This is a genomic window from Candidatus Erwinia haradaeae (assembly GCF_900698885.1).
In the GTDB taxonomy this organism is placed as follows: domain Bacteria; phylum Pseudomonadota; class Gammaproteobacteria; order Enterobacterales; family Enterobacteriaceae; genus Erwinia_E; species Erwinia_E haradaeae_H.
Genome location: NZ_LR217705.1, coordinates 259,296 through 278,173 on the forward strand (window position 1 = coordinate 259,296; position 18,878 = coordinate 278,173).

An 18,878-nucleotide genomic window follows, 5' to 3' on the forward strand; every position below is an offset into this window, starting at 1 on the left:
AAAAGGATTTTTAAATTTTAGCTTCTCTGGAGTAATTAAAGGATGAATGAAGAACATCTAGATAGGTCACAGAATATTGATAGTGATGAGATTATTAAATTCTCACGCTTAGCGTCGTCTTGGTGGGATTTACAAGGTCCCTTTCAACCCCTTCATAGTATGAACTTAATACGTTTGGAGTGGATAATAAAACATACGAATGGTTTATTTGGTAAAAATATTCTAGATGTTGGGTGTGGCGGGGGAATCCTCACAGAAAGCATGGCCCGAGAAGGGGCAAATGTTACTGGTTTAGATATGAGTGAAGAATTATTACATACCGCACGTTTGCATGCTATGAAAAATAATATAAAGGTATATTACGTCAAAAAAACAGTAGAAGCTTATGCTGCGCAGTTTTCTGGTCAGTATGAGGTCGTAACTTGCATGGAAATGTTAGAGCATGTTCCTGATCCGTATTCAATTATCTATGCTTGCGCCAAGCTTGTTAAGCCTTCTGGAAGTGTTTTTTTTTCCACTTTAAATCGTACTAAAAAATCCTGGTTAATAGCAATTTTAGGTGCAGAGTATATTTTTAAAATTTTACCTCGCGGGACGCATAATATAAAAAAATTAATTCGTCCTAATGAATTGTTAGAATGGATAGATACAACACATTTGTGTGTATATGACATGATTGGATTGTGTTATAATCCTCTTAGTAATTCTTGTAGATTAACCTCTAATGTTGATGTGAACTACATGGTTCATGCACAATATGATATTAATCATAAAGTGCTTTGAAGATATTAAGTGAAGTTAATATTTTTATATTATTTCTCATATCTTAGTTGTCAGAACCATATATTTTTTATTTTTATCATTTATTGTAATTAGATTACAGATGAATTTTAATATTTTGGTAGATTTATAAGAATTTTTTTTTGAATATATCAGGTAATGCACCCTGTAGATCTGTAGATACGTCCTGAATATACCCATAATAAACATTATTGCACTATAAACCATAAAAAGTAACTCGCAGTATTTGACATTTTACGGTTTATAAGTTAAAATTTAATTTTTATTTTCAGTAATCCTCTGTAGTTCAGTTGGCAGAACGGCGGACTGTTAATCCGTATGTCACTGGTTCGAATCCAGTCAGGGGAGCCATAATAAAATTAGATATATATTTTCCATTGATTTTTGTGAAGAAGTCTTAGCAAAGAACATAAATTCTTTAAAGTAAAAGTAATTATATAAAGTAAAGATAAAATTATTAAATTTTGCAATTATTTTAATTAGTAAAATGATATTCAGATATATCTATCTTAGAATTTATAATAATTGATTTCTACAGATTGATATACTAAGAATATGCAGACTCAGAATTTATAACATCTCTATTGATATTTTTAAAATTAGATTAATCCTCCGATATAATTAATATTAGTTTATGTAAAGCTTACTTTTAGTAAGCTTTATTAATTTTTTGAAATTTCTGATATCTAAAAGATTATTTGTATTTACATGCATCATCATCAGTGTATCTATCTAAAGATTTTTTATTGTTTTTATTGAAGATGTTATTCATTTGTAATGAAAATATAATTTTAAAAATAAATCATTAAAAGTATTTTTTTTTGTTTTTACAGGTATAGTTGATAAAAGATAAGCAAAATGTTTACTTTAATTCTGGTATGTGCTTTCTATTGAGAATAGTTATTTTTCAAAAGACATAATCCTATAGTTTGAAAAAAATTTAAAATAAAGTATATAATTTAAATAAAGTATATAATTTAAATAAAATTGAGTTTAATCATATTAAAGATATTAATTTATACGCTTCATTGAAATATGTACTAATGCCTCTAATGCATTACGCCATGGTGATTCAGGAAGTATTTCTAGTGCCGTAATGGCTTTATCGGCTTCTTTTTGAGCGGTTTTTTTAGTGCATTCTAGAGAACCACATTCTTTTATTGTTGATCGAATAATATCAAAAAAGTGGCGCCCGTTTCCTTTACTGATTACTGAACGAATTAAATTAGCTTGCTCAAGAGTTCCATGATGCATTGCGTGTAATAAAGGGAGGGTTAGCTTTCCTTCTTTAAGGTCAGAACCTGTATTTTTACCTAATGTTTTATTATTAGAACTATAATCTAATATGTCATCAATAAGTTGAAATGCAGTACCCAGATAACGTCCATAAGCCTGTAAAGCTTGCTCTTGAGCTAGACTAGATCCAGCTAAAATCGCAGAAGTTTGTGCTGCAGCTTCAAAAAGGCGTGCTGTTTTAGCATAGATAATATGCATATACTTTTCTTCAGTGAGATCTGGATTGTTACAATTTAGTAACTGCAGTACTTCCCCTTCAGAAATGACATTAACAGCTTCTGAGATTATCCTTAGAATTTTCAATGATCCAAGATTAGTCATCATTTGAAATGCACGAGTATATATAAAGTCACCTACTAACACGCTAGCTGCATTCCCAAAAGCAATATTAGCGGTAGGTTGTCCTCTACGAGCTTCTGATTGATCAACGACGTCATCATGCAGCAAGGTTGCAGTATGGATAAATTCAATGAGCGCCGCCATAGTAATATGTTGTTTTCCTGAGTAACTGTGAATGGCTCGCGCTGCTAATAATGTAATGATTGGACGAATACGTTTACCTCCGCTGCTAATTATATAGCAACTAAGTTGATTAATCAGAGGAATATTTGAGGCAAGCTGTTTGCTTATAGCAGTGTTGACATCTTCCATATCGTGTTTTATAAGTACGTTTATTTCTTCTAAATTCATGATTTTTTAGTTATCACCTAGTTTTTATTGCGACGGGAGTTATAGATGTATACCTACATTCTGTATATATACAATAAATTATACAGTATATTATATCGAATTATGTATTGAGAAATATTTACTTTTTGTATAGTGTTTTATTTTGTATTGATAATAAATGCTTGTTTTTAGCAAAGAGTTTTGTATAATTACGTATCTAATAAAACTTATAGCGCAGCATTATATTTATCAGGAAGGCGCAGAAATGGAGTTGGCTATGTATGCGGTTTTTCAAAGTGGTGGAAAGCAACACCGAGTTAGCGAAGGTCAGGTGGTTCGACTAGAGAAGATAGATAGCTCGATTAGTAAAATGGTGGTATTTAATCAAGTTCTTATGATAGCCAATGATGAGCGTATCAATATAGGCTCACCTTTTATAATAGGTGGAGCAATATACGGAGAAATTATCGCTCATGGTCGTAGTAAAAAAATAAAAATTATTAAATTTCGTGCTCGAAAGCATTATCGAAAACATCAAGGTCATCGTCAGCATTTTACTGACGTTAAGATTATTAGTATTAGAGATTCAGTGAGAGTCTCAGGGGATTACTTAACACATGGCACATAAAAAAGCAGGCGGATCCACGCGTAACGGTCGAGATTCTCATGCAAAACGACTGGGAGTAAAGCGCTTTGGAGGGGAAACTGTATCAGCGGGTAGTATTATCGTTCGGCAGAGAGGAACTCATTTTTATGCCGGTGAGAATGTAGGGTGTGGTCGTGACCATACGCTATTCGCGACTGTTAATGGTCAGGTGAAATTTGAAATTAAAGGAGCAAAAGGAAGAAAATATATTAGCATAATTTCGAATTGTACGGACTAGCATAATAGTATGTGTTTCTATAACGCATTTTAAAAAATTTTAAAAATAAGATTAAGAGTTCAAAAATATAGATTTTTTTAAATTTAATAGAATACAGATTCATAGTATAATAAAAATATTATGTCTAACATCAGAGAGTTTTTGATAGACAAGAACACATCTAAAAATATTATTTATTTTAAGTACAGAAAATATTAGTTACGATTTTTTAGTGTAAATAATATACAGGTGCTACTAGCTATGGTAGATAGTTATCACCAATATGATATGGTTCATCCATTCACTTTCCTATAAATATAGCATATCTTGATGATATATAAAATTTATATACTTCAAGCTAATATTTAAGCTATCTTCTGAATCTACACCCTGGTAATCATAACTAAAGATTAGAAGATTCTCGCTTAGCATCTGATTTAAACGTGTGATTTTATGAATTAGACTCACTATTGAGATCTTATCGTTATTTGATATTCTATTCTTTGGTCATATAAATATGTTATTAGACATAGAATTTATTAAACACTGCTACTCGTAATAGTTAAAAGATTTTATCTATCTTTATAGATCAGTGACTCTTTAGTTAAGGCTGGTTGTGAATGGGATTTTTATTGTGAGTGATTTATTTCTCATAGTTCATGGCTTTCTGTATTGAGAAGATGGACAATCTGTAAAGATGAACACAGGTTATGCTATTTAGAAATGAGGTGACGTGTTTTATTGTATTTATACATAATAGCATTTAGATAAAATCTAATTTTATTAAAAACTATATTATCTAAGAGTGTTAGTGGAATATATAGTAAAAATATTAAATTTTTATATATGGCATAAAAATTTTGGATTCTTATCAAGAGAGCAGTTGAGTTGCCTAGATGGTTTTTTAGTGCAAAATATTAAGCAATGATATCGCTGAATTGTTTTTATAAAGTCAGAGTATTATATTATTTTATCTTTTTACTGAAAAAGATGAATGTGTATATTGAGGTCAGCGCATAGTCTCTGACTAGTAGTCATGAATGGTTTGTATCTCTTGAGCATTAGCGAGTCGTTTTATACTGTGCGGAATGTTAATCAGGCGTCAAGAATTTTATGTTTCATGGTGAATATTTATTCAGAGTTATGCGCTCGATACCTTTAGATATTATCCATTCTGGAAGATACAGTGTTGTATCTATAGTGGAGCAGTTAAATGCAGTTTGTAGATGAAGCAAAGATTCTAGTTATTGCTGGTCATGGGGGAAGCGGTTGTGTTAGTTTTCGTCGTGAAAAGTATATCCCTCGTGGTGGTCCTGATGGCGGTGATGGCGGTGATGGAGGTGACGTATATATACAAGCTAATGAGAATTTGAATACATTAGTTCAGTTTTATTTAAAAAAAACTTTTTGTGCTAATAATGGTCAAAATGGTCAGAGTGGTGATTGTAAAGGGAAGCGAGGCAAGGATTTAGTTATTCAGGTTCCTGTTGGGACTAGAATTATTGATTGTGATACAACTCAGGTACTAGGTGATATGACTTGTCATCTTCAGAGAATGATTCTCGCAAAGGGTGGTTGGCATGGCATGGGAAATACGCGGTTTAAATCATCAATTAATCGCGCCCCACGTAAAAAGACTATGGGTACATTGGGTGAAAAACGGAATGTACAGTTAGAAATGATGTTATTAGCAGATGTTGGCATGTTAGGGTTACCGAATGCAGGTAAATCAACTTTTACCTGTATAGTATCTGCCGCTAAATCAAAAATAGCTGATTATCCTTTTACAACATTAGTTCCTAGTCTTGGTGTGGTTCGATTAGACTCTAATAATAGTTTTGTGATTGCGGACATACCCGGTTTAATTCATGGAGCTTCTAATGGTTCAGGGCTAGGCATTCGTTTTTTAAAGCATCTTGAACGTTGTCACCTATTGCTGCATATTGTTGATATAGCATCAATAAATGAAAGAGATTTAACAAGGGATATCTCTATTATTTTATATGAGTTAGAGAGATATAGTATCAATCTCCTTCAAAAACCACGCTGGTTAGTTTTTAATAAGATAGATCTTTTAGATTACAAAGAAGCGCAACTACGTGTAGCATCTGTTGTTAAAGCTATTCAATGGACTGATAAGTATTATCTAATCTCTTCATTAAATAATATAGGTATAAAGGGATTGTGTCTAGATGTTACTTTTTTTATTAAAAACATTAACATGCAGATGAATCAAAAACTTGATAAGGTAGAAATAGCATAGAATTTCAAGGAAGTCCTAAAGAAGTACGCAAGAGAAGTAATATGCTCAGTATAAGATGTGCGATATTAGAAGTAGATTATTTATATAATAACGATAATTGTCAATTATGATAACATATAATATTATATTATATTGCTAATAATAGTGTATACAGTAGTGACAGTGTATGCAGATAGTAGTTTACTATTAACAAATAGATCGTTTATGTAATTTTGATTATAATAGTCTAGAAATTTTATAAAAGCTTTGCTTTGATAGAATCAAAGTCATCTTTGATTCTAATATAATTAGGGTGATCAGTATCAATGCGGTCACCAATAGTTATTGCTTTTTCTATACTGAGAAATTAAGAATAGTAACAATTTTTACAATATAAGAATGCAGGGATTCCGCTCCAAGATGTACTGTTATTATATTTTTTTTATTAGTCAAATGATTATTTTGATGTTTTTTTTAGCCTCAGCTTATACTTTAATAAAAGCTATTTATAACTCATCCATGCAAGTATTGCTAATGCTGTCCCGTGTTTTTTTCCGGAGCTGCCCATGTCATTTCTTTTAGATCCTTCAGTTTTTGCGGGTCTTTTTACTCTTATTCTTCTTGAAATTGTCCTGGGTATCGATAATTTAGTATTTATTGCTATTTTATCAGATAAGCTCTTACCAAAGCAGCGTGACAAAGCTCGCCTAACTGGTTTGCTGCTAGCCATGGTGATGCGTTTGGGTCTTTTATCTTTAATGTCATGGATGTCTACCATGAGTCGCCCACTGTTTAGTATAGGTGGTTTTAGTTTTTCTGGCCGTGAATTAATGTTGCTTATGGGAGGTGTTTTTCTGTTGTTTAAAGCTACGACAGAGTTGCACGAACGTTTGGAAAATCGAGATATTCATGATCTAAACCATAAAGGTTATGCTAGTTTTTGGTCAGTTGTGGTACAGGTGGTTGTCTTAGATGCAGTATTTTCTCTTGATGCAGTGATTACTGCGGTGGGTATGGTAAACAATTTATCAATTATGATGCTTGCAGTAATTATGGCTATGAGTGTGATGGTGATTGCTTCTAAACCATTAACTGGATTTGTAAACACTCATCCAACCGTAGTGGTTTTATGCTTAAGCTTTTTACTGATGATCGGTTTTAGTCTCTTAGCTGAAGGTTTACACTTTAACATACCGAAAGGTTATTTGTATGCTGCAATTAGTTTTTCAATTATAATTGAATTATTCAATCAAATGGCACGGCGTAATTTTATGCGTCATCAAGAAAGACGCCCTATGCGCGAGAGAACTGCGGAAGCGATTCAACGTTTAATGGGAGGACACAGGCAACACGTTAATCATAGAATCGAAGATGGCAGTGTAACAACACTATCCCCAAAAGAAGCATTTAAAGATGAAGAACGCTATATGATGAACGGAGTGTTAACTCTTGCTGCTCGTTCAGTGCGTAGTATAATGACACCACGTAGAGAAATTTCCTGGGTTAACTTAACTGGCTCGTTAGATGAAGTGCGTATGCAGTTGTTAGATACACCGCACAGTTTATTTCCGGTGTGTAGTGGAGAATTAGATTCTATAATAGGTGTTGTGCGAGCTAAAGAATTGTTGGTGGCTTTAGATCATGGTGTGGATATGTTTGCTTTTGCAAGTGCTACCCCGCCTATTATTATACCAGATACTTTAAATCCATTGAATCTTCTTGGTGTATTGCGCCGAGCAAAAGGTAGCTTTGTTGTGGTAACTGGTGAATTTGGCGCGGTTCAAGGACTTATTACGCCATTAGATGTATTAGAAGCTATTGCTGGTGAATTTCCTGATGAAGATGAGACGCCAGATATTGTTATTGATGGGGATGGTTGGCTGGTTAAAGGTGGAGCCGATTTACATTCATTACAGCATTTATTCAATAATAAAGAATTAATTAAACCGGAAGATCGCCATGCATCGTTAGCTGGGCTAATTATTGAGCATATAGGTAGATTACCTAAAATTGGTGATATCATTAATATCTACCCCCTCAGATTTCAAATTGTAGAGGCTACTGCTTACCGAATTGACTTAATACGAGTTACAAAACAAGATGATAAAAGAAGATAATTGTTAATTCCTAATGAAGGGATAATGTTGTATTAATTGAGTGCCATATTAAATAGAATAAAATCTTTTTATTTTTGATTTTTATAAGGTATAAGAAAAAGGGGTCCTTATTAAGGAAGGGTTCGATATATATATTGATTTTTATGATTATAAATGTATGTATTATACATAATAAGAATTTATATATATATTATATATCAAGATATTTCATGAATATGTCTCACAATACATTTTCTAATGTTTATTAGAATGATGATCATCTGTGAAAGATATGATATGTATATTTTAGTTAACGTGTATTATGGAATAATTCAATAATTAGTATCATCTATCTTATATAGGTTATTAAAGTAATGACTATAGCTCTTATAGAGCTAAACTAACATGTATTGTAAGTATGGCGGGGTATATCAGTAGATATGATAGAGATTATAAGATAGGTGCGAGCCCGAGAGTCATTTTATTAAGATTTTATAGTTAGTGTAATTTTTTACATATGTACATATTACTTAAAAATAAAGACTATCACAGAAGATTAGAGAATTAAGATATTACTTTGATAGTTAGGTGTATGAGCTAATTGTTTTATAATTATTACTTAGATTAGATTGCACGATAATAAATAAGATGTGTTATTAACACACCTTACTATTTAGATATATTATTGATACCTGGCGTATCCATTTATATCAAAAAATAGCATTCAAGAATTATAGTAATTCTATTTAAAATAGCTCTGATTATCTACAAGAAATGCTTTAATATTATAGCAGCCTCAGTTTATCCTGCGATAGTTACCACGAATGCAGTTGTTAGTATATTAATTAATAGGCTAGATTATTTAAATGCTGAAAGTAGGACATACATGAATCTTTTAAAATCACTAGCAGGAGTGAGTTTTGTAACTTTTTGTTCACGGATTTTAGGTTTTTTGCGCGATTCTCTTATAGCTTATATTTTTGGTTCGGGTATGGTAACTGATTCTTTTTTTGTTGCTTTTAAGTTACCTAATCTATTGCGTCGTGTATTTGCTGAGGGTGCATTTTCTCAGGCTTTTGTTCCAATGCTAATTGAGCATAAGAATGAAAAAAATATAGAATCTACGAGAATTTTTATACAATATGCATCTGGTCTTCTTATATTAATGTTATCATTAGTGAGCTTACTGGGAATCTTCGTAGCACCTTGGGTCATTATTATCACTGGACCTGGTTTTTCTGATACTACAGAGCAGTATGTTATGACATTGTCACTGATTCGTATTATATTTCCTTATATATTATTTATTTCCTTGGCGTCATTAGTTGGATCGATCCTTAACACATGGAATTATTTTATAGTACCCGCGCTATCGCCTATATTTCTCAATTTTAGTATGATTAGTTTTTTATTGATTGCGACTCCGTACTTTCATCCACCTATTATGGCACTTGCGTGGGCGGTATTGGTTGGTGGAATTCTGCAATTTTTGTATCAGCTACCTTCTCTAAAAAAATTGGGATTATTAGTTTTACCACGTTTTGATGTACATAACCACACTATTCGGCGACTTTTTTGTCAAATAACATTAGGAATTATTGGCGTTTCAGCTAGCCAGTTGTCTTTAATGATTAATACGATTCTAGCTTCTTTTTTAGAAATAGGTTCTGTATCATGGATATATTATGCTGACCGATTAATGGAGTTCCCTATCGGAGTGCTTGGCGTGGCATTAGGAACTATTCTGTTACCAGCTTTATCAAAAAGTGTAATGTTGGGTCAGAAAGAGTTATATTCACAGATAATGGATTGGGGATTACGTCTCTGTTTTCTTTTAGCTGTACCGGGCTCTGTCGCACTTTGCATTTTAGCTAAGCCACTTACTATTGTTTTATTTCAATATGGTAAGTTTACATCCTGTGATGTAATCATGACGCAGCGTTCTTTGATAGCCTATTCAGTAGGTTTAATAGGGTTAATTGTCATGAAAGTATTAGCACCAGGTTTTTATGCTAGGCAGGATATGCATACTCCATTTAAAATTGCCATATTGACTCTTATAGTAACACAGGTTATGAATTTGGCTTTTATTGGTCCTCTGAAGCATGCTGGTTTGTCACTATCTATTGGATTATCTGCTTGTCTTAATACTGGACTGCTTTATTGGCAATTACTTAAAAAGAGATTTTTCGTACCAAAGCCAGGATGGATGAAGTTTTTTGTACGTTTATTTATTGCTGTGCTCGCTATGGCCATGGTCCTATTTGAAGTATCTAATATGGTCCAAGACTGGACGATAGGAAATATGCCAGAAAGATTATTCCGACTAGTAGTTGTATGTTTTATTGGTATTAGTGTTTATTTCTTGATGTTATTAATAGTAGGTTTTCGTAAACGTGATTTTTCTCCATATAATGCAAACTTATTATAGTAAGATGATGGTATAATTGCAAAAAGAACTAGGTTAGCAGTTACTAATAATTAGCAGATAATCTATATATTTTATGTGTTGATTTCATTAAGAGAAGTGAGATTTTACATAAAAAATAATTTAGTAATTTTTTAAAAAAGATTTTTAAAAATCAATTGGATAATAACTAATTTTCATATAAATTAAGAGAGCAATATACAATACCTGTTACTGTTAATAGTTATCTATAAGATCAGGTCACAGCACTAGGTAATTAATTCTTTCATTCCATAGCCTTCTCTCTACATGTGAGCAATATATATTGATATTTTTTAAATGAGTTAATTTGATAGGGTGATAAATTTTAGCTATTTATAAGATCTTTTGTCAGTGTAAATTAATGGATGATATGTTAAATTGTGAAAAATTGCAAGAATCATCTGTAGGTGATCAGCTTCTTCTTAAATTAATTTGGTTTTGAATAGTTTTAATGCAATTGTTAATATTTTAATTTCATAAAGAGTAAAATAAAATGTTTAATATTACAAGTATTGCACCTGCAGTGGTGTATAAATTAAGAGTTACAGTTTTATTGATAAAAGCTAAAAAATGATCAATAAAATATTGATTTTTCTCTTTTTATTAATAATACCTGGTTTTTCTAGTAGTGTTCAATATGATATAGCCACTATTTTACAAAAGCGCCTTGAGAAAAATAAAAACTTTCAGGCTCAGTTTTATCAGAAAGTAATTGACAAAAATAATATTTTAATTCAAGAAGGTTACGGTTGTATGTGGTTACATCGACCGAATCAGTTATACTGGAAGATGCTTTACCCTAATGAAAGTGATTTGATATCAGATGGGAATACATTGTGGTTTTATAATCCATCCATAAAACAGGTCAGTATCTATTGTATGAAAAATATTATTCAAAATACTCCATTAATGTTAGCAATATGTAACAGGTCCCATGACTGGAAGCAATATTATTTACTGCAGCAAGGTGATAAGTTTATTTTTACTCCTAAAGAATTATATAGTAATATCAAAGAATTTACTATAAATGTCTCAAAGAATGGCAATATTAATCAGCTCAGTCTCTTTGAAAAAGACGGAGTATACATTCGTTATATTTTATCGAAACCGAATTTTACTCCTATTAATTCTGAAAAATTTCAATTTAGTATACCCCCAGGGGTTACAATAGACGATCACCGAAAATAGATTATAGAGATAAAATTTTATGTATGCAATGCTTATAGAATTATCGAGATCTTTCTAAGATAGCAAGAATTATTGATAGATAGCAGTAATTATTGATATGTGCAGAAACGATAGGTAAGAGATTCTATTAGTAGAAGTTATATTAATAAATTAATGGCTATTAACTATTAAGCATTCTGAATGGAGTATGTTATATTTTTTTGCTTTAAGGTGATTGTTAAACTTAAAAACACTTTGTTGAGAGATACTTAGACTATAGTTTATATACGTAATATGATCAAGTCTCTTCAAATTTAGAAGAAATTTATACACTTAAGAGAAGCAGTAATATTTCTTTTCGATATTGTAAAGAGTTTTAAAAATAGTTTTTCATGTAACGCGGTGCAATGATATATAAAAATATAGCTTACGTTATATATAATGGTATAAATACTAATATTTTTATTTTTTATAAAATTATTTATTTCAATTAACAATGTTTATAAATTAAGATGAGCAACGGACTTCGTTATCTGAATTAAAATATTTTTATTTAACATAACAGTAATGTATAGTATTAAAGGTGACGTAGATCATATCTATAATTATTGCATTGAATGGAGAAATTTATATTTTAAATAAATATAATTTTATGATACTGATATGAGCATAATATATGATTTTTTATCACTTTTGTATGATATATAATATTAGTTTTTTCTAGCTCTATAGCTGATCAGCTCACGTGAATTCATAAATCTATGCGTACTACTCAATATATACTTGCCACTCTAAAAGAAAAGCCATCTAGTGCTGAAACAATAAGTCATCAACTTATGCTGCGCGCCGGGATGATACGCCAATTAGCATCAGGGCTATATACTTGGTTGCCAACTGGGTTTCGGGTAGTGCAAAAAGTAAAAGCTATTATACGAGAAGAAATGCAGCGTATTGGTTTTTTTGAAATATCTATGCCAGTTGTGCAACCAGCTAGTTTATGGCAGGAAAGTGGGCGCTGGGAGCAATACGGCTCTGAATTACTTAAATTGGTTGATCGGAATCGCCGTTCTTTTGTGATCGGCCCTACACACGAAGAGGTCATGACTGATTTTATTCGTAATGAGATTACCTCTTATAAGCAATTGCCTATAAAACTTTTCCAGATTCAAACAAAATTTCGTGACGAGGTGCGACCACGGTTTGGTGTTATACGCTCTAGAGAATTTCTTATGAAGGATGGTTATTCTTTTCATGCAACACAGGAATCTTTACAAGAAACTTATTCCGTTATGTATAAAGCGTACAGCAATATTTTAAAAAAGATGAATTTAAATTTCTGTATTGTGGAAGCAGATACTGGATCTATCGGTGGTTATATTTCTCATGAGTTTCAGGTTTTAGCGCCAAGTGGAGATAATGTGATTGCATATTCTACAGGATCTACATATGCAGCAAATTTAGAAATAGCTGAAGCATTGCCTCCAAGTGATGAACGGAAACCAGGTATACAAAAAAAAACGCAATTTTCGACACAAAACATCACTACTATTCAGGATCTTTCTGAAAAGCTCCATATTCCAATAAAAAAAATAGTTCAAACATTAGTAGTAAAAGCAAATACAGACAGCTCTAACGGTTTTGTTGCTCTTTTAGTAAGAGGGGATCATGTACTTAATAAAATTAAAGCGGAAAAGATTGATATCATAGCCGCTCCATTGCGCCTTATTGGTGATCAAGAAATTCGTCAATATTATCAAACTGGACTCGAATCACTAGGGCCGGTCGGCCTGAACATGCCTATTATAGCTGACCGTAGTGTTTCCGTTATGAGTGATTTTATCGTTGGTGCTAATGTTGATGGTCAATATTTTAGGGGTATTAATTGGGGGCGCGACCTACCACTTCCGCGTATTGAAGATATTCGTAATGTAGTGGAAGGTGATATGAGCTCTGATGGTAAAGGTACATTATTAATTCAACGTGGGATTGAAGTTGGTCATATTTTTCAGTTGGGGACAAAATATTCTAAAGCTCTTAAAGCCATTGTGCAAACCTCAAATGGCTGTAGTGAGATTATTAGAATGGGTTGTTATGGTATTGGTATTAGCCGCATTATTGCTGCTGCAATTGAGCAGAATCATGATAAACGTGGTATTATATGGTCATCAGTATTAGCGCCATTTCAAGTTGCTATATTACCAATTAATATAAAACAGTCATCTCATGTAAGATCTTTAGCTGAAGATCTTTATGTGCGTTTATTAGCTGAAGGTATTGATGTAATTTTAGATGATAGAGCAGAGAGACTAGGTGTAATGTTTTCAGATATGGAGCTTATTGGGATACCGCATATTTTAATAATTAGCGAGCATAATCTACAAAATAAAGAAATTGAGTATAAATCTAGAGCGTTAAATCAAAAAAGGATATTTAAAATTAGCGACATTATCTTCTATCTTAAGTCAGAGCTTCATGATTCTATATTTAATCTTAATTACTAAGAAATATTCTAGACTAGTTATTACAGATAAATGAACAATAGTAAAATAGTAATTTAATAGATTAATTTTAATGCGTCTTAGAAGGGAATATGTATGTGCAGCATATAAGTATTATACCTCTCTTATTTTTTAAGTATGAGCATTGCATTAGATAGATTAGAATGTGTTATTTTTATAAGGATTATTTCTTGATATGTTAAGTAGGTTATTAATGATTTGAAAACACATATCATGTCATCATTAGAGTATATATACTCTATAATAGTTTAGTGTTTATAAAGTATGTGAGATAAAATTTTATAAAAGTTTTATACTTTTACTACAGTAGGATCTATAAGTGAGTAGTCTTATTTTTTCGATAGGTTTTCTTATATAAGACGTATAGTGTGCTTATCAAACCACATAGCATTAGACCTATTGGTAACAATATTAGGCATAGCATAAATTGAGGTTCGTAATAAATAAAAATTGGTGTTCTACCAAATAAAAAACCTACCATAATCAATACCAGCACCCAAAGAAAAGCACTGGTCCAATTAAATAATTGAAATTTTACATTATCTAAACTAGAAAGTCCTGCAATAGTTGGCAATAGTGTACGAACAAAAGCAATAAAGCGACTAATTAATAATGCAGACATACCGTACTGGTGAAATAATTTTTCTGCCTTTTGATGATAATGTAATGGAAGATACAATAACCATTTCTGCACTATTAGTGTGTTTCCTAACCATTTACCTTGCGCATAGCTTACCCAACAACCAAGAGCAGCGGCGATTGTTAAAACGCATAATATAAGTACACCATTGATTACTCCCTTGGCCACTAAGATACCAACTAGCACCAAAAGACTATCACCTGGTAAAAAAGATGTTGGCAATAAAGCATTTTCTAAAAATAAGATTAAAAAGAATATACAATACAATGATAAGACAAGAGATGGATCTGTAAGTACAGTATAGTCATGTTGCCACAAGGCTTGAGACAGAAATTTTAAAATATCCATTATTGTAGTATCTCAGGTATAATCTAATAGTTATTTTTACATTTATCTTGCATATTAAGATTAGATTTGCTCTTATAAAGATCTTTGATGGGAAAAGATTTTAAGCCATTTCCTGGACTTATCAGATAATTTTTAGTGCTTCTAGTGCATTTTATCATCATTGATTGAGAATAATTTTTACTTATTTTGGTTAAAGTTTATTAAAACGATCACATTTAATAACGTTTAGAACATAAGGTCTTTTATGTGTAATCATTAAGGCGCATAAGACATTTCTTGCATCATATAGTCTGTGTGATAATAATAGATATTAGCTCTCTATAAAAGAAGGTCTGATTAGAATATGTTTCTTTAAGTTTTCTTTAAAATAAAAAAAGAATATATACTCCGATTTTCAATTAATCGCAGAGTAATATTTTTTCTTTAACTCGGAAGATTACATATATACTAATTTACTCATGAAGGTGAGAAGTATATGAAAAATCTTTTTAATAGTGTTATACAGCATAGACTGATGCAGTCTATAGATGATATTTTTATCATCAAGCTGTAGAGGTATATCTGTTCATTAGTTTTTAATATATCGCATTAATGACTGTAATGTTCACATAAGATCTAAGGATTAGTAGAATCTAATCATAAATGAGATTTTTCTCATGCAACAATATTTAGTGATAATTTAAAATATAAAGTAATTCTACAAGCCATTTTCATCTATTTAGTATTAAAATTAACTTTTGTCATTCTCGAGAATATAATGAGATGTGCTTGAATTTTCCAAGGGTAATAAAGAGCTTTTTGTTAATAAGTTGTCTGAATTTTGCATAGGTTCTTCTTGTTTGTAGGTTTTTATTGGTTCATTTTCTCCAGTAACTACAGATTTGTTAATAATAACTTTTTTGATATTATGTATGGAAGGTAATTCATACATGGTATTTAATAAGATGTTTTCTATGATAGAGCGTAATCCTCGAGCGCCAATTTTTCGTCGTATTGCTTGACATGCAATTTCTTTCAGTGCCTCTTTTTGAAATTCTAGTTCTACCCCTTCTAAACTAAATAAAGCTTGATATTGTTTTGTTAGTGCATTTTTTGGTTCATGTAAAATTTGAATTAACTCTATTTCATCTAGTTCACTAAGTGTTGCAAGCACCGGCAAACGTCCAATGAATTCAGGAATTAGGCCAAATTTAATTAGATCTTCTGGTTCAACTTGAGATAAAATATTATTTTTTTTTGTTTTTTGTGACTGGTTGCTCAATAATGCACTAAAACCAATCCCAGCTCCATTATCTACTCGTTGTGAAATAACTTTATCAAGTCCTGAAAATGCTCCTCCGCAAATAAATAGAATTTTGGAAGTATCTACCTGAAGAAATTCTTGCTGTGGGTGCTTTCGTCCACCTTGAGGTGGAACTGAGGCCATTGTTCCCTCAATAAGCTTAAGTAAAGCTTGTTGCACGCCTTCACCAGAGACGTCTCTAGTAATAGATGGATTATCTGATTTACGTGAGATTTTATCGATTTCATCAATATAAATAATACCCCTTTGAGCTTTTTGTATATTGTAATCACATTTTTGCAGAAGTTTTTGAATAATGTTTTCTACATCCTCACCAACGTATCCTGCTTCAGTGAGAGTTGTAGCATCCGCCATAGTGCATGGAACGTCCAGGAGGCGAGCCATGGTTTCAGCTAGAAGAGTTTTACCGCTCCCTGTTGGCCCAATTAACAAAATATTACTTTTTCCTAGTTCAATAACATTACCAGCATCGCTGTTATGTAAGCGTTTATAATGGTTATAAACAGCCACTGATAGTACTTTTTTAGCTTGACCTTGCCCTATCACATATTCATCCAAATGAGTTCGAATCTCTTTTGGAGTGGGTAGAGAACTACAATCAGCAGGAGGTGTCACTTCCTGACTTTCCTTGCGAATGATGTCGTTACATAAATTCACACATTCATCACAGACACATACTGATGGTCCAGCAATTAACTTGCGAACTTTATACTGACTTTTGCCGCAAAAAGAGCAGTAGAGGATCTGCCCTGAACCGTCTTTGCGCTGATCTGTCATTTATTTCCCTCTCATTTTTATAATGATATTAACTGTTTCCAATAGAGGAAATAGAATCAAAATTCTACTTTTATTATCGCATATATTGATATAGTTGTTCATTATGTAAAATTACTTCTTGTTGATTGTGTTGTTATTGAGATAAAACAGTTAATTAATTACGTTTTAAAAAAATAGCATCTACTAAGCCATATTCCACAGATTCTGTTGCCGATAAAAAATGATCTCGATTAGTATCTTGCTCAATAGTTTTAATGGTTTGACCAGTGTGCTTAGCCATAAGTTGATTCATAATTTGTTTAGTTTTAATAATTTCACGTGCATGAATATCGATATCAGAAGCTTGACCTTGGAATCCACCTAGAGGTTGATGGATCATTATGCGTGCTTGAGCTAAACAGTAACGCTTGCCCTTTGTGCCTGCAGCTAACAGAAACGCTCCCATGGAACATGCTTGCCCCATGCAAATTGTATTAATATCTGGCTTAATAAACTGCATAGTGTCATAAATAGACATACCAGCAGTAATTACTCCCCCGGGAGAATTAATATAAAGATGAATATCTTTTTCTGGGTTATCAGCCTCTAAAAATAAGATCTGAGCCACAATCAAATTAGCCATATGGTCTTCAATCGGTCCAGTTAAAAAAATAATACGTTCTTTAAGCAGACGTGAATAGATGTCATATGAACGCTCTCCTCGTGAAGTATGCTCAATTACCATAGGAACTAATGTCATATTCGATTGATTTATCTTTTTGTTGTCACCATATACCATTTTTATCTCCTAGTAAAATGCTTGCTCTGTAATGAGGTTACTTGAGAGTATTTCAGTATATTTTAGTTTTTAATTGATATTTTTGTGTTCTGTGTACGTTAGTATATTATATGCGATATATAATAGAACATACTTAATGCAAAATTATTAATTATACGGAGTTTTTCCTATCATATTCAATAGTAAGTTGATTATCACTAATATCTTAATATACTGATAAAAGATATTCTTAACTATAAAAATAGTTTCTTGGAATCCAGGTGCAATAAAATTTAATTAATTGGTGAATTTATAATGTAATTATTATTACCTATTAATTATCATTATCTATATCATTACCTAATAAGAGATTAATTTAGAGATCTGTTTTAATATTAAGGAGGCGCATGATTTAATTATTGCATTTTTAAAATTTTAACAGCTGTACTATTAGATTTGGTTGATTCAGAGATAGCTATTAAGTACAAACTTTCATCATACTAACATCTGCATTCTGTAGAGTCTAGTTAGTTACATACTTGAAATTATCTGAGAGAATTAATATTCTATCCTTTAGAAATAAAAATATAGTAAAGATTAATAATGACTGATCATACAACTATGATATGTATCATTGATACTAGTCTTGTAATATTAAATTATTACCAGTGTCTAATATTTCGTGGTAATTGAAAGGTGTGCTATAGGTAATATTATCTAATATTTTATACTTACAACTTAATTTTATAGCGCGGGACAATTAGTATGATAAACATATTTATGAGTGAGTGATTAAGAGTTGGTATTTGTATTTAAAATGTAGTAACTCTCTTTAGAGGTAGTTAATAATGATTATATGACCATAAAAGAAACGTTATAAAATATTACTATGATTGTCAAAAATAATTTATGTTATAATAATTAGATTATATGTTAGTTATTTTAACTCAT

Annotated in this window: 10 protein-coding genes, 1 tRNA gene and 2 pseudogenes; 9 read left to right on the forward strand and 4 right to left on the reverse strand. The window is 31.5% G+C overall.

Translation table 11 applies throughout. From position 1 onward, the window contains the following. Window positions 1-42: 42 nt before the first annotated feature. Window positions 43-783 carry a bifunctional 2-polyprenyl-6-hydroxyphenol methylase/3-demethylubiquinol 3-O-methyltransferase UbiG gene (ubiG, locus tag ERCISPPS3390_RS00765; protein ID WP_197094961.1) on the forward strand — a complete coding sequence of 247 codons (741 nt, stop codon included), beginning with the start codon at window positions 43-45 and terminating at the stop codon, window positions 781-783. Between the two features lie 293 nt (window positions 784-1,076). Next, a tRNA-Asn gene (locus ERCISPPS3390_RS00770) sits at window positions 1,077-1,152 on the forward strand. A gap of 660 nt (window positions 1,153-1,812) precedes the next feature. Here the strand turns inward: ERCISPPS3390_RS00770 and ispB are convergent. Then, on the reverse strand, window positions 1,813-2,787 hold the full coding sequence (ispB, locus tag ERCISPPS3390_RS00775) for an octaprenyl diphosphate synthase (protein ID WP_197094962.1): 975 nt from the start codon (window positions 2,785-2,787) through the stop codon (window positions 1,813-1,815). A gap of 256 nt (window positions 2,788-3,043) precedes the next feature. Between ispB and rplU the strand changes: the two genes are divergently transcribed. The 7 genes and pseudogenes from rplU to ERCISPPS3390_RS00810 all read left to right on the forward strand — a co-directional run bounded on the left by rplU (window position 3,044) and on the right by ERCISPPS3390_RS00810 (window position 14,084). Further along, a complete protein-coding gene (rplU, locus tag ERCISPPS3390_RS00780) occupies window positions 3,044-3,394 on the forward strand; it encodes a 50S ribosomal protein L21 (RefSeq protein WP_197095388.1) in 351 nt (116 codons plus the stop codon). Further along, window positions 3,384-3,650: a 50S ribosomal protein L27 gene (gene rpmA, locus ERCISPPS3390_RS00785; RefSeq protein WP_197094963.1), complete on the forward strand. Its 267-nt coding sequence runs from the start codon at window positions 3,384-3,386 to the stop codon at window positions 3,648-3,650. Before rplU ends, rpmA begins: the two co-directional genes overlap by 11 nt. A gap of 1,192 nt (window positions 3,651-4,842) precedes the next feature. Then, window positions 4,843-5,877: pseudogene (cgtA, locus tag ERCISPPS3390_RS00790) on the forward strand (Obg family GTPase CgtA); the annotation flags it as partial. Between the two features lie 560 nt (window positions 5,878-6,437). Then, window positions 6,438-7,988 (forward strand): TerC family protein, encoded by a 1,551-nt coding sequence (locus tag ERCISPPS3390_RS00795; RefSeq protein WP_197094965.1) that lies wholly within the window; start codon window positions 6,438-6,440, stop codon window positions 7,986-7,988. 865 nt (window positions 7,989-8,853) lie between these two features. Beyond that, window positions 8,854-10,398, forward strand: coding sequence for a murein biosynthesis integral membrane protein MurJ (murJ, locus tag ERCISPPS3390_RS00800; RefSeq protein ID WP_197094966.1), 1,545 nt, complete (start codon window positions 8,854-8,856; stop codon window positions 10,396-10,398). Window positions 10,399-10,986: 588 nt separating this feature from the next. Then, the gene (gene lolA, locus ERCISPPS3390_RS00805) at window positions 10,987-11,604 is read left to right on the forward strand and encodes an outer membrane lipoprotein periplasmic chaperone LolA (RefSeq protein ID WP_197094967.1); all 618 of its coding nucleotides are present in this window, start codon (window positions 10,987-10,989) and stop codon (window positions 11,602-11,604) included. A 740-nt stretch (window positions 11,605-12,344) separates the two neighbouring features. Then, entirely contained in the window at window positions 12,345-14,084 is a 1,740-nt protein-coding gene (locus ERCISPPS3390_RS00810; protein ID WP_197094968.1) for a proline--tRNA ligase, read from the forward strand. Window positions 14,085-14,415: 331 nt separating this feature from the next. Here the strand turns inward: ERCISPPS3390_RS00810 and ERCISPPS3390_RS00815 are convergent, their stop codons facing one another. From ERCISPPS3390_RS00815 to clpP, 3 genes and pseudogenes are all read right to left on the reverse strand, one after another. Then, window positions 14,416-15,090: a DedA family protein gene (locus ERCISPPS3390_RS00815; protein WP_197094969.1), complete on the reverse strand. Its 675-nt coding sequence runs from the start codon at window positions 15,088-15,090 to the stop codon at window positions 14,416-14,418. A gap of 814 nt (window positions 15,091-15,904) precedes the next feature. Beyond that, a pseudogene (gene clpX / locus ERCISPPS3390_RS00820) lies at window positions 15,905-17,170 on the reverse strand (ATP-dependent protease ATP-binding subunit ClpX); the annotation flags it as partial. 154 nt (window positions 17,171-17,324) lie between these two features. Next, window positions 17,325-17,948 carry an ATP-dependent Clp endopeptidase proteolytic subunit ClpP gene (gene clpP / locus ERCISPPS3390_RS00825; protein ID WP_197094971.1) on the reverse strand — a complete coding sequence of 208 codons (624 nt, stop codon included), beginning with the start codon at window positions 17,946-17,948 and terminating at the stop codon, window positions 17,325-17,327. Window positions 17,949-18,878: the final 930 nt, after the last annotated feature.

What these genes read in the sequence shown, in the direction of transcription:
- ubiG (WP_197094961.1), top strand. Translation starts at nt 43, where the DNA reads ATGAATGAAGAACATCTAGATAGGTCACAGAATATTGATAGTGATGAG.
- ispB (WP_197094962.1), bottom strand. Translation starts at nt 2,787, where the DNA reads ATGAATTTAGAAGAAATAAACGTACTTATAAAACACGATATGGAAGAT.
- rplU (WP_197095388.1), top strand. Translation starts at nt 3,044, where the DNA reads ATGTATGCGGTTTTTCAAAGTGGTGGAAAGCAACACCGAGTTAGCGAA.
- rpmA (WP_197094963.1), top strand. Translation starts at nt 3,384, where the DNA reads ATGGCACATAAAAAAGCAGGCGGATCCACGCGTAACGGTCGAGATTCT.
- ERCISPPS3390_RS00795 (WP_197094965.1), top strand. Translation starts at nt 6,438, where the DNA reads ATGTCATTTCTTTTAGATCCTTCAGTTTTTGCGGGTCTTTTTACTCTT.
- murJ (WP_197094966.1), top strand. Translation starts at nt 8,854, where the DNA reads ATGAATCTTTTAAAATCACTAGCAGGAGTGAGTTTTGTAACTTTTTGT.
- lolA (WP_197094967.1), top strand. Translation starts at nt 10,987, where the DNA reads ATGATCAATAAAATATTGATTTTTCTCTTTTTATTAATAATACCTGGT.
- ERCISPPS3390_RS00810 (WP_197094968.1), top strand. Translation starts at nt 12,345, where the DNA reads ATGCGTACTACTCAATATATACTTGCCACTCTAAAAGAAAAGCCATCT.
- ERCISPPS3390_RS00815 (WP_197094969.1), bottom strand. Translation starts at nt 15,090, where the DNA reads ATGGATATTTTAAAATTTCTGTCTCAAGCCTTGTGGCAACATGACTAT.
- clpP (WP_197094971.1), bottom strand. Translation starts at nt 17,948, where the DNA reads ATGGTATATGGTGACAACAAAAAGATAAATCAATCGAATATGACATTA.